The organism is Bacillus sp. MC1252 (assembly GCF_056838025.1).
Window position 1 is genome coordinate 3,056,114 of sequence record NZ_CM166369.1, and the last position, 19,754, is coordinate 3,075,867.

Consider the following 19,754-nt stretch of genomic DNA (forward strand, 5'->3'; position numbering starts at 1 on the left):
GAATGATAGGCAAGGTGATACGCATTTACCGAAAGAGGAAAGGATACTCGATTCAGCAGCTGGCTGAAGATGCCCATGTTTCTAAGTCGTATTTGAGTAAAATTGAGCGTGGTGTCCATCGGAATCCATCTGTCCAGTTTTTAAAAAAGGTATCCTCTTCACTAGAAATTGATTTACAAGAGCTGTTTGATGCAGAGACGATGATGTTTCATTACTCTGAGGGCGGTGAACAGGAATGGCGGGAGCATATAGTCAATGCCGTCCAATCCGGCATGCCTAAAGAGGGATTATATCAGCTGCTCCAAACCTACCGAAAGGAGCAGGAAGAAAAGACGTTACATGTCACCCATAGAAAGCTGACCGATTCGAATATGTCAGAGTGGAAGCGTCTTATGAGTGAAGCGAAAGCTATTGGCTTAAGCACTGAGGAAGTGAAAGCATTCCTCACCAACATGGGAGAACGCCGGTCGTAAGCCTTTCAGGAAGAATCAAATTGCGGGGAGAGGCGTTTGACGCTTCGATGAAACAGAGCCTTATATCATGAAAAGGCTCTGTTTTCTCTTATTCTTCTTTTTTTGTTCGTGCTTTTTTCGTAATATCATTGTTTTTCCAATAGGCCCATAGTGATGTAATCCCAAGAAAAGCTAAGGTGATGAATTGCTGAACACCTTCTTCATCAATAGGAATTGGGCTTTTTCCCGCAGCGGTTAGAGCACTGTTAACAAGCGCTAACAAAAGCAGCACAAGCCTTGCAATCGTACCTGCACTAATTTTTTGAACTTCCAACTGTATCCCTCCCTTTCCCCTTCACGCGGGCGGTACTGCTCGTTCCCTCTCATATGTATGCAAAAAGCGAATGAATAGAAGAACGAATCAAAAAAAGAGACATCATTCCTATGTGCGGAATGATGCCTTGATTCATGTGCTTTTTATTTAGAAAACATCTCTTTTGCTTCATCCAATGCCATTTTATTGCCTAGTGCTGAGTAATCAAGCCATGGCTGATCAGCGATCGGATAGACTTGGTTTTTCTTCACGGCTTTTAGGCCTTTCCAGATCGGTGTCTGTTCTAACTGTTTGAATGCCTGCTGCGCTTTATCGTCACGGTTGACGACGACAAAAATAGCATCTGCATCATAGTCAGGAAGAACCTCTTGAGAAATCACTTCGAATGGTCTTTTGCTGTCCAGCTTTTTCACACCATCGACAGGCGTGAGACCTAAATCTTCGTATAAAATAGGACCCATTGGACGCTTCATGCTAAATACTCGAAGCTCCTTTGCTGTCACACGGATCGCCATTACTTTTCCGTTTCCAATCTTATGGTGGATGAGTGATTTCACTTCTTTAGCTTCTTGATTGTAATCCTTGATATATTGATCGGCTTCTTTTTCTTTATTGACGAGCTTGCCGATTTTTTTCAAATGATCCCGCCACGTGCCATCATTTAAATTAAACACTTCGGTCTTGGCAATTTTCTTGTATTTCGATAAGTCTTGTCCAGCTAGTTCTTCATCGACATAAATGACATCTGGTTTTAAAGCAAGCAGTGACTCCATGTCTGGATCTGCTGCAATGCCGAGCTTCTTCGTATGGCTCAGCTGCTTTTTCGCATGTGGAAGGAAATCTTTTAAGTCTCCTCCTACGACAGAGCCGGCGGGCTTGATACCGAGTGCTAGTAAGTCATTTGTTAAATGAATAGACAAAGAAGCAATCTTAGGTGTTCCATGATCATTTTGATTTGTCGTATTTTTTGTTTCCTGTTGACCGCAAGCGGCAAGAAGCAAGAAACAGATCGTTAAACCAAACACAAGTAATTTTTTCATGATGGGTTCCTCTTTCATTTTTTATTTCGTTTTTGTCAATAAATAGAGAAAATAAGGGGCTCCGATAAAGGCCACAACCACACCCGCTGGTATGGCATTTGGAGCAAATATGGAACGTCCGATTGTATCGGCGCTGACCAAAATCAACAAACCAAGCAGCGCACTAACCGGTAAAAAATACTGATGCAGTGACCCGACAAGCCGCCTGGCCAAATGCGGGGCGACGAGGCCAATAAAGCCAATTCCGCCTGTCATCGAAACACTTGCACTAGCCAGGCCAACAGCTAAGGTAAGCAAAAAGAGGCGTTTACGCTGGACACGTACACCTACACTTGAGGCGACAGCATCTCCTAACGTCAATGCATTAAGCGTGCTTGACTGCATAAGCGTAAGCGGCACAAGGCATACAATCCAAGGCAGAAGCGCTAATACATGAATCCAGTCTCTCCCCCATACATTGCCCACAAGCCATCTTGAAGCAAACGTGTATGTATCTTCATCAAGCTTCAATGACAAATATAAGGTCAATGCACTAAATCCCGCCGCAACCGCGATTCCTACTAGGATCAGCCGGATGGGAACAAGCCCTTCATGCCGGTCATACGCAAGGAGCACGATGACCGCTGCCGCAAGCATTCCACCACCAAATGTAAAGAGCGGAATAAGAAGAGATGGATTGCCTTCAAGTGCATGGAAATACGTCACAAAAATAATTAAGCCAAATGCTGCCCCTGCATTCAGTCCAATAATCCCAGGATCGGCCAGTGGATTACGAGATAAACTCTGCAAAATGCCGCCTGCGATGCCAAGACCAATTCCCGCTAGAATGGTCACCACAATTCGTGGCAGACGATAGTCAAACAGCACCGTTTCGCTTTGGAAATCCCCAAAGCCAAATAAGGTTTTGACGACAACGATGGGACTGAGTTTCAGCGTGCCGGTATTTAAACTATACAGCATCACAGCAGCACTCAGACAAAGCAAGACGACTGTCACAACAAGAGCACGCTGTTTCTCCTTCATGACAGGTTCCTCCCTTCTTTTCTGGCAATATATAAGAAGAAAGGAACACCGACAAGTGCCACCATCACGCCAATGGCAAGCTCTCTTGGCGGATTCACTGTGCGGCTGGCAAGATCAGCGAAGACAAGCAGCATAGCGCCTAAAATCGCTGACATCGGAATGACGAAACGATAGTTTACACCAACCAGCCTGCGTGCAATATGCGGGATGACGAGCCCGACAAACCCAATGGACCCAACTGCTGATACAGAAACCCCTGCTAATAAGACAGCAGCTGCCATTCCTAGTATTCGCACTTGTCGTGTTTTCACCCCTAAATTCGCCGCTACATCTTCACCGAGCGATAGTAGCGACAGTGAACGCCCTAATAGCATCGCCCATACGATCACAATCAGAATAACCGGGGCGAGAATCGTCAGCTGCGGCCATTTCACACCAGCCACACCGCCTGCATACCAAAAAGCCAGATCCTGACTCAAATCAAAATAAATGGCGATCCCAGAGCTGAGCGCATGAAGCAACGCGGCAACAACTGCTCCCGCAACAGTCAGGCGCATCGGTGTCAATACACCACCAGCTGCCCCAATGGCAAAGATGAGCAGCGTACTCAGTACAGCACCGATAAAAGAAAAAAACATGAGCGCTGAATAAGGCATGCCTGGGAAAAAAGCAAAACAGAGAGCGACAACAAACATCGCACCGCCATTAATGCCCAAAATCCCCGCATCTGCCAGCGGGTTTCTTGTGATGCCCTGCATGAGAGCACCCGCTACAGCAAAGGCTGCTCCAACAAGGGCTGCGCCTAGAACACGCGGAAGTCTTAATTCATGGATGATCTGCTGCTCTGTTACATCTGACTGGTAGTCAAATACAGCTGTCCAAACCGTTTGCAGAGACAATGTTTTTGCACCGTAAGAAACAGCAAAAAACATAGCAGTAAGCAAACCAATGACTGCGAGAAAAAATATCAAAAAGAACAGAATACGTGATGATCGTTTTTGTTGAAGTGTTCGCTTATCGTGCAAAATCGGTGTCATCCTTTTCTTCATTAAAAGTCAATTTGAAAATGAGAATCATAATCATCAAAATTATAGCCGCCAGCCTCTGAAAAATCAATGTACACCACATTTTTTAATTATTGAAGGTATGTGTGAGACAACAAGATGAGATGATTCTTTTCCTCTGCTTTTTTTTCATTCTGAAAGACCTATCATTTTTTCCGATAGTTTAATAGTAAAATAGTTGACATTCCGCATGAAAATCACCTAAAATTACAAAAGTAAGTCAAATGTTATAAAAATATTACAAACAGATGTCAAACTGATAAAGAATGACCCGTCATGAGAGGAGATTTGAAAGTTGTGTCAGTAAAGGGAAAATGGAGTATCATCTTATTTGCGCTTGCGATCGTCATTGGAGCAGTTGCTTTCTTTCAAAACCAACAAGCAAGCGGTACAGAGAAGAAAAATGTGAAGCAGGATACGAACTATAAAAATGTCGAAATAGTCACTCTCGTAAATGACGGGAAATTTATGAGATATGCAGTCAACTATCCTCTTTTTCACCAAAAAGAGCTAGATGACAAGATTCAAAGCTATGCAAATTCAGCATTAGAGCATTTCAAAAAGACATTCAGTGAAGCAAAGGACATCGATGAAAATAAACGCTTTGAACTGAATATTGATTATGATATGGTGCATTATGCGAAACAATCCGCTGCCATTCACTTTACAACCTATACCTATACAGGTCAGCAAAATGGGACTACTAATCATCTAACGATCAATTTTGATTTTCAGAAAAAAACCTTTCTTGACACAAAAGATTTATTTCTGCCTAAAACCAATTATTTAAAGAAATTATCCTATATTACATACACGGAGCTTCGAAAGGACAAAACCTTGGCTAAGGATCACTCTCTCCTTCAGAAAGGAACAGCCCCTACTGCTCAAAACTTCAGTCAATTTGCCTTGAAAGAGAAATATGTAGAGTTTTATTTCCCAGCTTCTCAAGTAGCCGCAGAGGATCTTGGTCCGCAAACGCTCGCGATCAAAAAGACTTTGCTGAAAGATATCTTGAAGCCAGAATATATAAATAAGACCAAAAATCAGAATGAAATCAAAGAACCGAACCCTAAAAGAAAAGCCGTTAAGCTGCCGCAAAAATCAAAGCTTGATCCGAACAAAAAAGCCATCGCACTCACATTTGATGATGGTCCGAATCCAGCGACAACGACAAAAATCTTAGATGCGCTGAAGGAAAATAAAGGACACGCCACCTTTTTCGTATTAGGCAGCAGGGTCCAGTACTATCCTGGAATGCTTGCTAACATTTTAAAAGGCGGGAATGAGATTGGAAACCATTCTTACAACCATCCTTTATTAACAAGACTGCCTCTCAAGCAAGCGGTGAAACAGGTAAAGGACACGCAGCAGCTGATTGAGAAAGCTAGCGGTTATACACCTACACACTTTAGACCGCCATATGGAGGAACAAATCAAGACATCAATCAAGCGGTTGATATGAAAGTTTCTTTGTGGGATGTTGATCCTGAGGATTGGAAAATTCGTAACAGCCAGCAGATCACAAGCCACGTTCTCTCACATGCAGCAGATGGCAGAACGGTATTAATGCACGATATCTATGAAAGCTCAGCTCGAGCAGCAGTGAAGATCATACATGAGCTCACCAAACAAGGCTACCAGCTTGTCACAGTCAGTGAACTAGAACAATTAAAAAAGGAACGAAATGAACAGGCCCCTGTGCAGTAAACACAGGGGTTTCTTTTTATGACTCCAAAGACTTCTTTCTTTTCAATAATGCTTGAAATGTCTCTTCAAGCTCCTGAGAAGGCTCTATACTTAAGCGACTGAGCACTTCAGACAGCTGCATATCAATCAACAGAAGCTCCTCTTCTCTCTTTGTAACAGGTGGTTTTTCTTCCTTTTGTCTATACTCTTCATATGTGCCATCAAACCCTTCAATGCGTTCTTCGTGAACATGCAGAATACGAGTGGCAACCTCCTCAATGAGTCTGCGGTCGTGGGAGACAAACACAACTGTACCTGGGTAATCCTTCAATAGACCTTCAAGCGCTTCTACTGCCGCAAGATCTAAAAAGTTCGTCGGTTCATCCAGCATGAGGACATTGGCATCACTGACGAGCAATGACGCAAGCATGGTCTTCACCCGTTCTCCTCCGCTTAACACACTAGCAAGCTTATACACATCATCTCCCCGAAACCCTAGTCTCGCTAAAACCGTTCGAACCACTGTCTCATCTTGAACGGCCTCTCTAAGCACATTTTGTAAAATCGATTCATCTACCTTCAGTCCTGAAAGATCCTGACTAAAATAGCCTAATTTGATAGATTCTGAATGAGAAACACCGGGATGTCCATTCACTAGCATTCGAAGAAATGTCGTTTTGCCGCTCCCGTTCTTTCCGATGATGGCGACTTTGTCTCCGCCTCTCACTTCCACATTCGCCTGCTTCCAAAGAACTTTATCACCCGCCTTGCCATCTATATTTTTCACACGCAGGATGGTTCGGCTTGCTACTTCTTTCATCGTATGCTGAGTCATTTGAATGGGCTGGACGTCTTTTACTTTCCCAACCTTTTCTAATTTCTCCATTCTTGTTTCAATGGATTTGGCTGTTTTTTGAAGCTTTTTTTGCTTATTTGCATAGTAGGGCTTTGCAATTTTGGGCCCTGAGGATTTCAGCTTCTGTGATGGCTTTGTGGCTTTGTCCGCTTTTTTCATTTTCTTTTGCAGCGCATGCTCTAACTGCTTTTTCTTTTGTGTATAAGCTTCATAGGCTTCCATCTGCTGACGATGCGCCAGCTCTTTTTGCTGTGCAAAATGCGTGTAGCTGCCCTTGTATTGCTTGAGCACCCCATCATCCAGCTCCCAAATCTCTGTACATAGCGCATCTAAAAAAGCACGATCATGTGAAACGACAATGAGGGCACCTTGATCATCACGCAGCTTCTCTTCCAGCCACTCAATGTGCTCTGTATCTAAATGAGTCGTCGGTTCATCTGCTAATAAAAGGGCAGACGGACGGCTTAAGGCTCTTTCAATATAAGTCTGGGTCATCTCTCCACCACTCTGTCTGCCATCAGCTGTTTTCAGCTGTGGAAGCAAAGTACAGGTCGTTGTGGCAGCAAACGTTCCACTGTCTGGTTTTTCTTGACCTGCCAGCACATGCAATAAAGTCGTTTTCCCACTGCCATTTGCCCCCACTAGACCAATGCGATCGCCTTGATGGATGGCAAGCTCCTCAATATCAAATAACAACCGATCCTTTCGAAATACCTTTAACTGATTGGCTCTGAGTAACATCCAACCCTCTCCTTTCGTATCAGGAGACATGAAAAAGCCTCCCATTCTCAGAATAGGGGGCAAAATGGTGTACAAAAATAAGCGTATTGATACAGAATGACGTGCTGTTCATCGAATGAACACACACATCCCCGTATCAATCCCCTCATTCTTTGATTCCCAAGCTGTACCATCCTATTCCGAAGCTAAAAAATGAAAACGCAGCAAACATAGCAACACATGTCGTTTGCTCATTGCCTTCGTTCTTTCATTTTGCTTACAGGTCATAGGATTAGTACTTCATTGCATTGGGTCACCCTTCCGTCGTTTGTTACGTATACGATAAAAGATTGGTTATTTTTTGTCAAGCTGAAAAGGCATGAGTGAGTCCAGCAGCTTGAGCGTAAATGGATGGGTCGCTTCAAACAGCTGGTCATTTGTACATTCTTCCACAAGTAACCCTTCATGTAAAAAAAGGAGCCTGTCACATAGATACACCGCTGCCTCTACATCATGCGTAATCATCAGGATGGTCATGTCTAATTCTTGTTTTAGTGTCTCAAGCAGCTCCAATATTTGTACCTGAACAGAGACATCAAGTGAGCTAAGGACTTCATCTAATATGAGAATTGCTGGATTCGTGGATATGGCTCTTGCTATGCAAACCCGCTGGAGCTGCCCCCCGCTTAGCTGATGGGCATAATGATTCAGCAAAGACGAGGGAAGCCTGACTTGCTCAAGCAATGACAATACTTTCTGATCCATATTCTTTTCATGCTTTAACAATCGCATGGGTTCAGCAATGATTTCTTTCACCGTAAAGGATGGATGGACAGAAGATAGATAATCCTGAAAGACAACGCTCATTTTCCCCCGATTCTTCTTCCTCCATATGTGAGCTGGCCTCCCATCAATCAATACCTCTCCACCATCTAACTTTTCTAAACCGAGCAGGATACGTGCTAATGTACTTTTGCCACTTCCGCTCTCACCGACTAACCCGATACATTGTCCTTTTTCGATTTGAAACGATACGTTTGATATTCGTGCTTTTGATTCCTTTTGATGAGAGAAAAAACCTTTCGCCTCTCCATGTTTGCGTAATTGATTGGCTGTGATCAACATGGGAACGCCCTCACTCTCTTCTGCTGTCTAAGTGCTTCAAGGGGGGCAGATAAGCGAAGTCTCGTCTCTAGTAAATGCTTTGTTTGGGGATGCTCGGGTGATGTGAATATCTTCTCAGCTGCGCGATGCTCAAGCATCACTCCTTGATGCATCACCATCAACTCGTCAGCGATCGCCTGAACGACGCCTAAATCATGCGAAATGATGATCAAGGCAGCACCTGTTTCTTCTTTCAGCCTCTGTAATTGCATGATGACCTCACGCCGATTGTATGCATCAAGCGACGCAGTTGGCTCATCCGCAATGATCACGTCAGGAGAAAGCATCATCGTGATCGCAATCATGACACGCTGCAGCATGCCGCCAGACAGCTCATGAGGATATTTTTTCATCAATTGATGTGGATTTCTTAAATGGACAAGCTCCAGTCCAGTGATGGCTTGGGCTTTTCCTTCTTTCCCGCGTAAGCCCAAATGCCGCTGAAACGTTTCCATCATTTGATGACCAATGGTTTCGATGGGATTGAACGCATTCATGGCATCCTGTGAGATGAAGCCAATTCGTTTTCCTCGCCACTGCTCTACCGCCTGACTTGTCAATTTCTCACCGTCAAACATGATCGCTCCTCCCACTTCCAGCGAAGGAGGGATCAAGCCAATTAACGCTTTTGCGACGGTTGATTTTCCGCTTCCACTTTCTCCAATAACGGCTAAACAGCGTTGTTGTTGTAATGAAAACGTGATATTCGCCACCAAATTCTTTTGCTTTACTGGATCATGTACGGACAGATTTTTTACGTCGATGAAAGGCAAATGGTTTCCCCCCTTTTTTGTTGATATGATGCATAGCAGGGTTCGTGGCCTGCTGCAGACTATCTCCTAAAAAGTTCAGCGCCATGACCACGAATAAGATGGCAAGTCCAGGCGCGAGCATATGAGCTGGGTGTGTCACCATGACATTCTTCGCCTCGTTTAGCATCATGCCCCATTCCGGTGTAGGTGCACTCACACCTAACCCAAGAAAAGACAGAGCGGATATATTTAAAATCACCCACCCCGCATCAAGTGTAGCAAAGACAGCGATTTCTCCTGAGATGCGAGGGAATAGATGTCTCCTCAGTATGTAAAAGGGGGAACCACCAGACACTTTTGCAAACTGAACAGATGGCTCATTCGCATATTGCAGGACAGACGAACGAATCATTCTTGTATACCAGGCCCATTTCGCAAGGACATTGGCCAGAATAATATTGAAAAGTCCAGGTCCCAATATTCCCACAATGGCAAGGATCATCACCTCTGCTGGAAAGGACAGCATGACATCACACAGCCTCATCAAAACTCCATCAACCTTTCCTCGAAAAAAGCCGGCCATGAGTCCCAGTATGCTGCCAATGAGCATCGTGATACACATCGTCAGCATGGCCGCAAGCATCGTTGTGCGAATGCCATATAAAAGCCGCGACAATACACATCTCCCCAGCTGATCCGTTCCGAGCGGATAAGTAAGACTGACGCCGGCATATTTTTGAAGAATGTTCGTATCTGTCGGGTCATGTGGTGCTAACACTGGTGCAAACAGTCCAGCTAATGCGACAAGTGCTAATAGCCAGATAGAAAGAATGGCCATACGGTCTTTTCTTAATTGATTCCACCCTATCATCTTTCTCAGCCCTCCTTTCTTAACTGCGGGTTCATGATCATTTGCATAACATCAGCGATGAGGTTGCACACAACAAACAGGAACCCCATCACAAACAAATAGGCTTGAATAATCGGGAAATCGGCGTGGAAAATAGCCGTCACACACAACCGTCCAACCCCTGGCCAAGCAAAAAGATTTTCAATAATGACGGTTCCAGCAATGAGCTTTGGAATAGACATGCCAAGTGCTGTCACCGCTAGTTGAAGCGCATGTCTCATGACTTTCAATTGAATAGTACGTTCCTTTAAACCACGGGCTCTTGCATAAAAAACAAATGGCTCGTGCTGAAACTTTAGGATTTGATTTCGAATCAGTCTCACATAGGTCGATAAGTAGCCAAGTGATAGTGTGATAGCTGGTAGAAGAATAGATTTGAAACCTTCCATTCCACTCGTATTGACCCAGTTGAATTTGACAGAAAAAAGCCAAATAAACAAAATTCCCAACCAAAAACTAGGCATTGAAGCTGTGATAAACACAAAGGCTCTCAGTATTCGGTCCACCCAGGTATGAGCCGCATACGCACATACCATTCCGAATAATAAACTCAACACAATGATGAAGAAGAGCGCTGCTCCTGCAAGCTTCAATGTGGCAGGCAGCGCCTCCATAATGAGATCAAAAACCGGCTCCTGTGTGACATAGCTGTTGCCAAAATCACCTGTTAATCCATCTTTAAGCCATGTGGCATAGCGTATGAAAAATGGTTGATCTAAGCCTAGCTCTTGTCGCATCGATTCAATCATTTCTTCTGTTGGGGTCACTTGATTCACACGCAAAGCGACCTCAGCTGGATCACTTGCCCGCATCGTAAGTAACACAAACGCAAAGAAGGTGATGAAGACAATGAGTGGGAAAAGCAGCAATATTCGTTTTAAGATATAGTGTGTCATGTCTCCGCCTCCGGTTTAAGACGAAAAATACAATCGGTCAAAGGGAATCTCATACTGTGATACATGAAAACCTACACCTTTAAGGCGCTTATTATAAACGGCCTTTGTCACAGAGTAAGAGATTGGGATGTAGACATTTTCATCATGAATATACGTCAAAATTTCTCGGTACATTTGTTTTCTCTTTTGCTCATCTGGTTCCACCAATACCTTCGTAATTGTCTCATCTAGCCACTTTTTCTTTTTCAAGCCTAATTGGGCTTGATAATCAGCATGAGATGCAACACGGAATGAAGAGACGTAAGTTTGTGGATCATAAGGAAGTCCCCACGATAGAGAGTACATCAGATCAAACTTTCCTGTTTTTTGACGATCTAAAAACGCCTGTTTTTCTTCTCCTCTAATATCCAGCTTGATCCCAACCTGCTTGAAGTCATGTTGAATCGATTCACTAATCGTTCTTTCGCCTGCATTATCCGAATTATAATAAATGGTCACGCTTAGTGGTTTGTCTTTTTGATAGCGATAGCCGTCTTCTTTTAGCTTCCAGCCTGCCTCATCCAGTAATGCCTCTGCTTTCTTTTTTTGATAGGTTTTCTTTTTAAGCGGGATATCTGCATAAGGGACTGACGAGGCAAGCAGCGTGTGTGCTACTTGTTCCGTTCCATTTAAAATCCCTTCTGTAATCATTTCTTTTTGAATGGCGTATTGAAATGCTTCTCTTACTTTTGGATCTTTTGTGACGGGTTGATTGGAGTTGATCACAATAGATCTTGAACCAACAGGAGGACTCACGGTCACACCGTATTGGCCCGCTTCCTTTAACGCCTGAAATGAGTCTCCGTCGATCATGTCACCATCTGCTCCAAATAAGAGATCAATCTCTCCTTTTTGGAGCGCAAGTAAAATCGTTTGATGATCCGGCATGACCTTCCACTTCACTGTTGAAATCTTGGGCTTTTCCCCCCAATAGTGATCATTTACTTCAAACACGGCGTATTGATTTTTTTTATGTTCCTTTAACACATAAGGACCTGTCCCTGCATACTCTTTGACTCCTTTTGCTGTGGTCCCATCAACGAAGCTTTTTGGAGAAATAAAACGGAAGGGGCGAGTTAAGCCTAGCTCTTCTAAAGTTGGGTAATAAGGTTCTTTCAACGTGAGAACAAATGTATGTTCATCTACAGCCTTTGTGGATTTGATTTCTGATACGAGATTGAGCCAAGCGTTCTTTTCAATATTTTTGACAACTGCATCAATATTCATTTTCACTGCCTTCGCATTAAACGGCTCACCATCTGAAAAAGTCACGTCTTTTCGAAGGTGAAAGGTGTAGGTCTTTCCATCTTTTGAAATGTCCCAGCTTTTAGCTAGGGCTGGTTGAACTCCTTTGTCTGTATTGACGACAAGCGATTCAAATACCATATTTTGAGCGGCCATCTCTCCGCCATATAGATGGGGATTAATGTCCCTTATATCTTTTGTACTTGCATACACTAGCTCATCTTCTTCTCGGTCATGTAAGCTGGAAGATGCCTTATTTTCAGAGCATGATGCCAATAAAAAACAAGCCATGACTGAAAACAGCATCAAGGTATATGTCACATAGGGATGCTTTTTCTCATATTTCTTCTTTATGTAAACAGCTTGATCATTCATATGTACTTCCCCCAATTTGATATTATCGTAATCATTTCGATTTTTAATCGAAATGATTACGAATTGAATATTAGCATACAGAAATGGGAAATACAATGTCTTTTTTCATCAAAAAAACAGACTCATGATTGAGTCTGTTTCGCCTGCATAAATTGATCGATCACACGTAATGCTTTTTCTGTTCCACCTGCTGTTTGGAAGCTTTCTTCAATTTTTTCAATCCCGGCACGGTACGTGTCACTTTCCAGAACAGTCTCCACAGTATCTCTTAGCTGCTTTGTCGTCAGCTGGTCTTTATCAAGCGTCCGAGCAGCGGATAATTCCGTCAGCCTTTGTGCCACCATCGGCTGATCTTTGTCGACCGGAATGACCACCATCGGAACGTGATAATGAATGCCTTCATTGACACTGTTCATTCCGCCGTGTGTCACAAACACATCTGTTAGTTCGAGCACTTCAAGCTGCGGTACATAAGGCTCGATCAGAAAATGAGTCGGCGCCTCTTTTAAGAGAGACCTATCAATTTTTTCACCTGTTGCGATGACCACTTTTCCATCAAAGTCTGCAAAAGCATCAATACACAGATTAAAAAATGCTTCTGTATCCCCAAGAACTGTACCCATCGAAATAAAGACGACTTTTTCTTGCTCAAGTACTTCCAGCGGGAATGGGTGCTGATCTGCTCGTTTTAGAAAGCTCGGCCCAATGAAGACAAACGAATCGTTTAATGCATCGACAGACGGCTGAAAATATTCGCTTGTATACACCATATTCAGTTCTCCGCGGTTTTTCATGAATTGCATCAAACGCTTCGGCTGTACCCCAAAACGTTCATTTATTTCTTCTAACAGATGAGCGGCCTTCTCATCCTTTCTATATAGAGGTGTATCAAAATGCGCCTCTTGCAGCACAAAAGAAGGGTTCGAACCGATCCCTGGAATCTGTAAGTAATCTCGAACAAGCTCGCCTGCCCCAAACATATCGAAATAGACCAAATCAAAGGAATGCTGCTGAGAAAGTGTTTCCACCACCTCTAAAATATCTAATGACGTTTGCAGCATTGCATGAAAGAATGGCTGCATGGAATCTAAATCGTCTTCTTCCACACTTAATGTGCGAATATAGTCTGGATGTATATGTACGTGAGCGCCTAAGCGTTTGATTCGTTCCTGATAATGTTCAGTTGTGACCGCATGAACTTCATCACCTCGATCCGTCAATGCTTTTATGATCCCTAACATGGGGTTCACATGTCCTTCAGCTGGAAACGTAATCAATAAAATCTTCGCCACAAGAAATCCCTCCTCATTGTCAATTCCCTTCCATGTTAATCATATACAGCCAGCAACCTCAACAAATACGCCTAAAAAGGGAAGAAATGAGTCTTATGGCCAGTATTTTAAGAAGATACAAGAAAAAAAGACAAAGCCTCCTGTAAGAGCTTTGTCTTTTTGAACTTATGATTTGAGCAGCATTTTTAATGTATATTAGAATGATATTACTTTAACCAACACGATAGATGTTAGTTGAATAAATTTTGTTAATATATTCCACTGCTATGTTTACAATAAAAGTCTTTTCATATTGGGTGCTTATTAAAAATAACACCCGTTAATTTAAGTACATTCCTTCACATTCCACGATATATTATTTAATATTCTGATGTAGAGAGAAATCAACTTATATTATAGTAACCATTTTTTCAATCTTGACAAATTTTCTTCTAAAAACAAAGCATTTTTTTCAATTCCTCGGCGTTTAGACCATCCAATACTATTGAATGCATCTGTAAATCGATAAAAAGGTAACACATTCTCCAGGTCAATTAATGGCCTGATACTGTTATAGCCTTCTTGGTATGCATTATACAAGCTAACATCATAACTTAAAAAATCACGATACAGTTTGGTAAAATCGACTTCTGTTGAACCAAATCTTACGCTTTCAAAATCTATTATTCCTGAAACTTTATCATTATCAACAATTATATTTGCTGGACGAAAATCCATATGTACAAAGCTTGGTCCATCTGGAGACGGAAGTTTTTGTTTCATCTTTTCAAATTTTTCAATGGCTTTTTTGTATAATTGTTCATCCAAAATATCTCTTACATCTTCAGCAAAACTATAAAATTTCTGTTCAACAAAATGAGACCAGTTCGGAAATTCATTTTTTATACAAGTTAACATTTGCTCAGAAAGAGGACGAATAGAATGCATTTCAGCCTGAAGGACCCCAACTTGGAACGCTATTGTTGGTGTAGCATTAGATGTTAACGGTTTCCCTTTTAATTCAGATAATAAAAAAGCACCTGGACAATCCTCATCACCTGTCCAATAATCCATCATTTCAGGAATAGAGACACTTCCTTTTAAAATTTCATAGGCTTCTAATTCTCGCTGATACTTCAATTTTGTAAAAGGAATTTTCAAAAAAACTTTATCACCATTAGACAAAATACATTTATAAACTGTTGAACTATGAGAGTCTTCAACCTCATTCATTGATAGTACCTTCAATCCAAATTGTTGAATGACACGATTTAACATCAAACTTCCCCCCTATTTATAACCGATCTCCATTTTATTGTTAAAAAGCCACATCTTTTTAAACAAAATCTATATTACAACATTTCTACAACTAAACTCTCCGTTAATAACTTCTACAAAAAAGCGATAAGCCTTCCTGGACTATTGCACCCGTTAACTTAATAAGAATTTACCCAATTTCTTGCCTTTTCCACTAACTCATTAACAAATTTCTGTTTTTCAGTTTGATACTTATAATGATTTTCAGGAAACTGTTTTGATAATTTTATTTTTAAATCTCAATATCTTTTAGCATCATCTGGGTGTTTAATTAAATATTTTTTAAAATCCAGCGGAGTTATTGAAGAAATTAGATATGAAGAAAACAACATTTCACGAACATGGGACTACAAGACAGGAAAAGGTTTTTAGTCCACAAAAAATGACCCTTCTAACAGAGTCATTAAAATGTATATTGAAACAATGAAATTGTTTAAAGATTTTTTCAAAGAAATAACACCAAACCCTTATGAGCTTATTTTATTAGTCCTACAAACCCTAAAAAAGTATTAACATTTGAACGACTTAAAAATTGAACCTGGAACAATTCATGGTTTTAGACACACCCATGCAGTATACTTCATTACAAGAAAATATCTATTTATTATGTTTCAGAAAAGCTAGGACATGCTAGCATTGACACAACCCTTAGATATTATTCTCATGTGGTGAAGGAGCTTAGAGAAGAAGATACTAAAAACACTTTGGATTTGTTTCAAAAAATGTTATCACTCGAAAGAGCCACAAGTGAAAAATTTGTGCAAAATGAAATAATATCGTTTTCTAACGTTTACTCACGTAATTCCATAAAAAACAAAGAAAACCCTTTATTTCAAAGGGTTTTCAGCTTTTTCACAAATGATAAATCGAATCCTATTGGATACTATAGACGCGCTCGGAGGGATTCGAACCCCCGGCAGACGTGGTACCGGAAACCACCGCTCTATCCAACTGAGCTACGAGCGCACGATATGTTTTTTGAACGTCAGCATATCAAATTATAAGGGAAATGCTGCAAGAAAGCAATGATTAATCATCAGACCTGCCCATGTATTTTCTTCTTTCAAATACATATATTCATATGATGGTTTGAAGTGGAAGGGTTTTGGGGAAAATGGATAGAGGTATTTGATTTTAGGTCAGCATTTTGTTTGACCTTTATTGACCAAAAATGTATCATTGAATTACATACTTACCTAAAAGGTGAAGGAGGAACATTATGAATTTAATACCTACAGTCATTGAACAAACAAATCGTGGGGAAAGAGCTTACGACATTTATTCTCGTCTTTTAAAAGACCGTATTATCATGCTTGGTTCTGCGATCGATGACAATGTTGCCAACTCCATCGTGTCACAGCTTCTTTTCTTGGAAGCCGAAGATCCAGAGAAAGATATCTCTATCTACATTAACAGCCCTGGCGGTTCTATCACAGCTGGTATGGCCATTTACGATACGATGCAATTTATTAAACCAAAGGTATCAACTATTTGTATTGGTATGGCTGCATCAATGGGTGCGTTCCTGCTTGCTGCTGGTGAAAAAGGTAAGCGTTATGCCCTTCCAAACAGTGAAGTGATGATTCATCAACCATTAGGCGGAGCCCAAGGTCAAGCGACAGAAATTGAAATTGCGGCTAAACGAATCCTTTCTTTACGCGATAAACTGAACCAAGTACTTGCTGAACGTACTGGTCAGCCAATTGAAGTGATTGAGCGCGATACAGATCGTGACAACTTCAAAACAGCGGAAGAAGCTCTTCAATACGGACTCATTGACAAAGTCTTGACCCGTAATTCAGAAGAACAAAAATAATGACAAAACAAACCGTCTGCTCCTTCGAACAGACGGTTTTTTGTTGTTCACATGCTTTAAGACAGCTCCGTCCATTTCTGCTGAAGAGATGGTGTTTGATAAGAAGCCATCTGTGAAATCAATTCTTCCGGCTCACTGGAGGCATGTAACAATTGAAGGTGTGATTCATTTGAAAAACCTTCCTGTACACTGAACTTCACCATGTCAATGAGCGGCTTGAAATAGTCATTCACTTGATACAATCCGATTGGCTTTTGGTGAATCCCGATTTGTGCCCAGCATAACACCTCAAATAATTCTTCATATGTACCAAAGCCGCCTGGCATGGCAATAAATCCATCGGCCAGCTCGCTCATTTTCGCTTTTCGTTCATGCATCCCTTTTACTTCTATTAATTCTGTTAGCTCTTGATGCACAACCTCTCCTCTAAAAAGCCCTTTTGGCATGACCCCAATGACTTGCCCGCCATTTTTCAATACCTCATCTGCAATGGCTCCCATTAGTCCAATTCGTGAACCGCCGTATACAAGACAAATGCCCTTCTCTGCCATATAAGCACCCAGCTCGACAGCCTTTTGTTTGTAGATGTCATTCACACCTGGATTCGAACCAGCAAACACACAAATCGTTTTCATCAAAACAGCTCCATCTCTCTCTATGATTTCTTCACCCACTCATTCTACTATAATTAATTGTAAAGAAACAGCCGCACCGTCTATATATAGTGTAAAATGAAAAAACGAACACCATATAAGGAGCTGTATAAAGAAAATGCAAACAACTGAGATAGAGAAGTGGATTAAAGAGTTTTACGAAATGAGAAATTGGACAAAATACGGGCCGTTTATTCGGTTAGGCTTCCTTATGGAAGAAACGGGAGAACTCGCTCGTGCCGTTAGAGCCGTAGAAATTGGGCGTGATCGACCTGATGAAAAAATACAAGAGACACTAGAGTTAAAGAAAGACCTTATCGAAGAAATGGGTGATGTATTAGCGAATCTACTCGTTTTAGCTGATCTTTATGATGTGACATTAGAAGAGGTTTTCGCCTCTCATCAACAGAAACTCACAAAACGTTTTTCTACTGAAATAGAACAGGCAAAAAGCACGTGACCAAACTGTCACGTGCTTTTTTTACACCCTTATAGCTGCTGTGGTGAAATATCATCCGTTCGTTCAAAGAAATGCTGCTTTCCAATTTGATGAAAAAGACCCGTACGATGCAAAAGCTCTTTTGGCTGTGATTGTAGTCCGACAATCATCAGTTTTCCATTATGATGCTTTAAACGATTGGAGATGTTCATCAGGACCGCTTCTGCTGATGTGTCCATATAGTTGACTTTATTCATGAGCAGGATGAGCGTTTTCGGCTTTGTCTGAACATGATCCAAAATCGAATTTTCCAATGAATCTGTTGTACCGAAGAACAGTGGTCCTTCAATTGAATACATACTGATATCTTTCTGGTCTGTCTGTTTTTCTAAAGTGGCTGCCGTTTCTATTTGAGGAACAGCGACATTTGTATGAATGTTGGTCGTCTGGCTCATTTTTTTGATAAAGGCGATAAACGCTAAAATGAGACCTGCGGTGACGCCAATAATCAAATCACCGATGACCGTTAAGAGGAAGGTCACGACAAGTACAAGTGAATCCGCATTTCTCACTTTCACAATATTGATAAACTCTTTTTTCTCACTCATATTCCAAGCAACAAACATTAAAATTGGTGCCATGGCAGCAAGTGGAATCATGGATGCATATGGTGCAAAGAGCATTAAGATGAGCAATACAACGACGCCATGCACAACACCTGAAATCGGACTTGCTCCTCCATTTTTGATGTTCGTTGCTGTACGGGCAATGGCTCCAGTCGCTGGAATCCCTCCGAAAAGCGGTGCCGCCATATTGGCGATTCCTTGCCCGACAAGCTCCTTGTTGCTGTCATGCTTAGAGCCTTTCATATTATCAGCAACCATTGCTGACAAGATTGACTCCACACCGCCTAAAAGCGCAATGACAATGGCTGGAGGCAGCAGATAAATCATTTTTTCGATCGTTAATTCAGGAAAAGCGAAGCTTGGCAGCTGGCGAGGGATTTCACCATATGCAGAGCCAATTGTTTCAACTTGTCCTTGGAAAAAGAGAACGGCTACAAATGTTGAAGCCAATAAACCTAATAGAGCACCAGGTATTTTGGGAATGTATTTTTGTGCCACCAAAATCACGATGAGCCCGATGACGGCTGTGATGATGGCGAGACTATTTGTGGTGCCGAGATGGACCACGATTTCTCTCATATTGAGGAAAAAGCTTTCATGCTTTTCAACACCCTTTAATCCGAGGAAGTTGGCAATCTGCCCTGAAAAAATAATGACAGCAATACCAGCAGTAAAACCGATGATAACCGGACGAGGAATAAATTTCATGAGCTTCCCTAGTTTGAATATTCCGAACAATACAAGCAAACAGCCTGCCATAAAACCGGCAATGAGTAAGTTTTCAATACCGTACTGGCTGACAATCCCGAATAAAATCGGAACAAACGCCCCGGTCGGCCCGCCGATCTGATACTTTGAACCACCAAACAATGAAATCAAAATGCCGGCAACGATGACTGTGTATAATCCATATTCTGGTCCGACACCAGATGCAATGGCAAATGCCATGCCTAAAGGAATTGCCACAACGCCCACGACAAGCCCAGCGATTAAATCGCGTCTAAATTTTGATGAATCATAACCTTCAAATCTTCCATAAAAACGCATGGTATGTGTTGGCCTCCTTCAAGTATGTG

Annotated in this window: 18 protein-coding genes and 1 tRNA gene; 4 read left to right on the forward strand and 15 right to left on the reverse strand. The window is 41.8% G+C overall.

The window, feature by feature from the left end:
• Positions 1 to 2 precede the first annotated feature (2 nt).
• Complete coding sequence (gene slrR / locus ACYH0L_RS15860) at positions 3 to 473, forward strand: HTH-type transcriptional regulator SlrR (RefSeq protein ID WP_099727957.1); 471 nt, start codon at positions 3 to 5, stop codon at positions 471 to 473.
• Positions 474 to 561: 88 nt separating this feature from the next.
• On the opposite strand, the gene ACYH0L_RS15865 is transcribed toward slrR, so the two are convergent.
• From ACYH0L_RS15865 to ACYH0L_RS15880, 4 genes are all read right to left on the reverse strand, one after another.
• The gene (locus ACYH0L_RS15865; protein WP_024423530.1) at positions 562 to 786 is read right to left on the reverse strand and encodes a phage holin; all 225 of its coding nucleotides are present in this window, start codon (positions 784 to 786) and stop codon (positions 562 to 564) included.
• A 143-nt stretch (positions 787 to 929) separates the two neighbouring features.
• Positions 930 to 1,829, reverse strand: coding sequence for an iron-hydroxamate ABC transporter substrate-binding protein (locus ACYH0L_RS15870; protein WP_371930243.1), 900 nt, complete (start codon positions 1,827 to 1,829; stop codon positions 930 to 932).
• A gap of 18 nt (positions 1,830 to 1,847) precedes the next feature.
• Positions 1,848 to 2,849 (reverse strand): FecCD family ABC transporter permease, encoded by a 1,002-nt coding sequence (locus tag ACYH0L_RS15875; protein ID WP_256499034.1) that lies wholly within the window; start codon positions 2,847 to 2,849, stop codon positions 1,848 to 1,850.
• The gene (locus ACYH0L_RS15880; RefSeq protein ID WP_370461111.1) at positions 2,846 to 3,898 is read right to left on the reverse strand and encodes a FecCD family ABC transporter permease; all 1,053 of its coding nucleotides are present in this window, start codon (positions 3,896 to 3,898) and stop codon (positions 2,846 to 2,848) included. Before ACYH0L_RS15880 ends, ACYH0L_RS15875 begins: the two co-directional genes overlap by 4 nt.
• A 312-nt stretch (positions 3,899 to 4,210) precedes the next feature.
• Here ACYH0L_RS15880 and ACYH0L_RS15885 point away from each other — a divergent pair, with 312 nt between their 5' ends.
• On the forward strand, positions 4,211 to 5,620 hold the full coding sequence (locus ACYH0L_RS15885) for a polysaccharide deacetylase family protein (protein WP_305881443.1): 1,410 nt from the start codon (positions 4,211 to 4,213) through the stop codon (positions 5,618 to 5,620).
• Between the two features lie 16 nt (positions 5,621 to 5,636).
• On the opposite strand, the gene abc-f is transcribed toward ACYH0L_RS15885, so the two are convergent.
• The 9 genes from abc-f to ACYH0L_RS15930 form a co-directional block, all read right to left on the reverse strand.
• Positions 5,637 to 7,196, reverse strand: coding sequence for a ribosomal protection-like ABC-F family protein (gene abc-f / locus ACYH0L_RS15890; RefSeq protein ID WP_482354491.1), 1,560 nt, complete (start codon positions 7,194 to 7,196; stop codon positions 5,637 to 5,639).
• A 333-nt stretch (positions 7,197 to 7,529) separates the two neighbouring features.
• Complete coding sequence (locus ACYH0L_RS15895; RefSeq protein ID WP_099727963.1) at positions 7,530 to 8,300, reverse strand: ABC transporter ATP-binding protein; 771 nt, start codon at positions 8,298 to 8,300, stop codon at positions 7,530 to 7,532.
• Positions 8,294 to 9,112, reverse strand: a complete 819-nt coding sequence (locus ACYH0L_RS15900; RefSeq protein WP_099727964.1) for an ABC transporter ATP-binding protein — start codon at positions 9,110 to 9,112, stop codon at positions 8,294 to 8,296. Before ACYH0L_RS15900 ends, ACYH0L_RS15895 begins: the two co-directional genes overlap by 7 nt.
• A complete protein-coding gene (gene opp1C, locus ACYH0L_RS15905) occupies positions 9,075 to 9,962 on the reverse strand; it encodes a nickel/cobalt ABC transporter permease (RefSeq protein ID WP_230030711.1) in 888 nt (295 codons plus the stop codon). Before opp1C ends, ACYH0L_RS15900 begins: the two co-directional genes overlap by 38 nt.
• 5 nt (positions 9,963 to 9,967) lie before the next feature.
• Complete coding sequence (opp1B, locus tag ACYH0L_RS15910; protein ID WP_099727966.1) at positions 9,968 to 10,897, reverse strand: nickel/cobalt ABC transporter permease; 930 nt, start codon at positions 10,895 to 10,897, stop codon at positions 9,968 to 9,970.
• A gap of 15 nt (positions 10,898 to 10,912) precedes the next feature.
• Positions 10,913 to 12,556: a nickel ABC transporter substrate-binding protein gene (gene nikA / locus ACYH0L_RS15915; RefSeq protein ID WP_367307967.1), complete on the reverse strand. Its 1,644-nt coding sequence runs from the start codon at positions 12,554 to 12,556 to the stop codon at positions 10,913 to 10,915.
• A 122-nt stretch (positions 12,557 to 12,678) separates the two neighbouring features.
• Complete coding sequence (locus ACYH0L_RS15920) at positions 12,679 to 13,848, reverse strand: macrolide family glycosyltransferase (RefSeq protein WP_249704616.1); 1,170 nt, start codon at positions 13,846 to 13,848, stop codon at positions 12,679 to 12,681.
• A 393-nt stretch (positions 13,849 to 14,241) separates the two neighbouring features.
• A complete protein-coding gene (locus tag ACYH0L_RS15925) occupies positions 14,242 to 15,105 on the reverse strand; it encodes an aminoglycoside phosphotransferase family protein (protein ID WP_099727969.1) in 864 nt (287 codons plus the stop codon).
• 929 nt (positions 15,106 to 16,034) lie between these two features.
• Positions 16,035 to 16,110: transfer RNA gene (locus ACYH0L_RS15930), tRNA-Arg, on the reverse strand.
• 253 nt (positions 16,111 to 16,363) lie between these two features.
• Between ACYH0L_RS15930 and clpP the strand changes: the two genes are divergently transcribed.
• Entirely contained in the window at positions 16,364 to 16,960 is a 597-nt protein-coding gene (gene clpP / locus ACYH0L_RS15935; protein WP_024719872.1) for an ATP-dependent Clp endopeptidase proteolytic subunit ClpP, read from the forward strand.
• A gap of 56 nt (positions 16,961 to 17,016) precedes the next feature.
• Here the strand turns inward: clpP and ACYH0L_RS15940 are convergent, their stop codons facing one another.
• Positions 17,017 to 17,595, reverse strand: coding sequence for an LOG family protein (locus ACYH0L_RS15940; protein WP_099727970.1), 579 nt, complete (start codon positions 17,593 to 17,595; stop codon positions 17,017 to 17,019).
• A 136-nt stretch (positions 17,596 to 17,731) separates the two neighbouring features.
• Between ACYH0L_RS15940 and ACYH0L_RS15945 the strand changes: the two genes are divergently transcribed.
• Positions 17,732 to 18,073 (forward strand): MazG nucleotide pyrophosphohydrolase domain-containing protein, encoded by a 342-nt coding sequence (locus tag ACYH0L_RS15945; protein WP_034316625.1) that lies wholly within the window; start codon positions 17,732 to 17,734, stop codon positions 18,071 to 18,073.
• Positions 18,074 to 18,102: 29 nt separating this feature from the next.
• Here ACYH0L_RS15945 and ACYH0L_RS15950 read toward each other — a convergent pair whose 3' ends face one another.
• On the reverse strand, positions 18,103 to 19,725 hold the full coding sequence (locus tag ACYH0L_RS15950; RefSeq protein WP_099727971.1) for a SulP family inorganic anion transporter: 1,623 nt from the start codon (positions 19,723 to 19,725) through the stop codon (positions 18,103 to 18,105).
• Between the last annotated feature and the right edge of the window lie 29 nt (positions 19,726 to 19,754).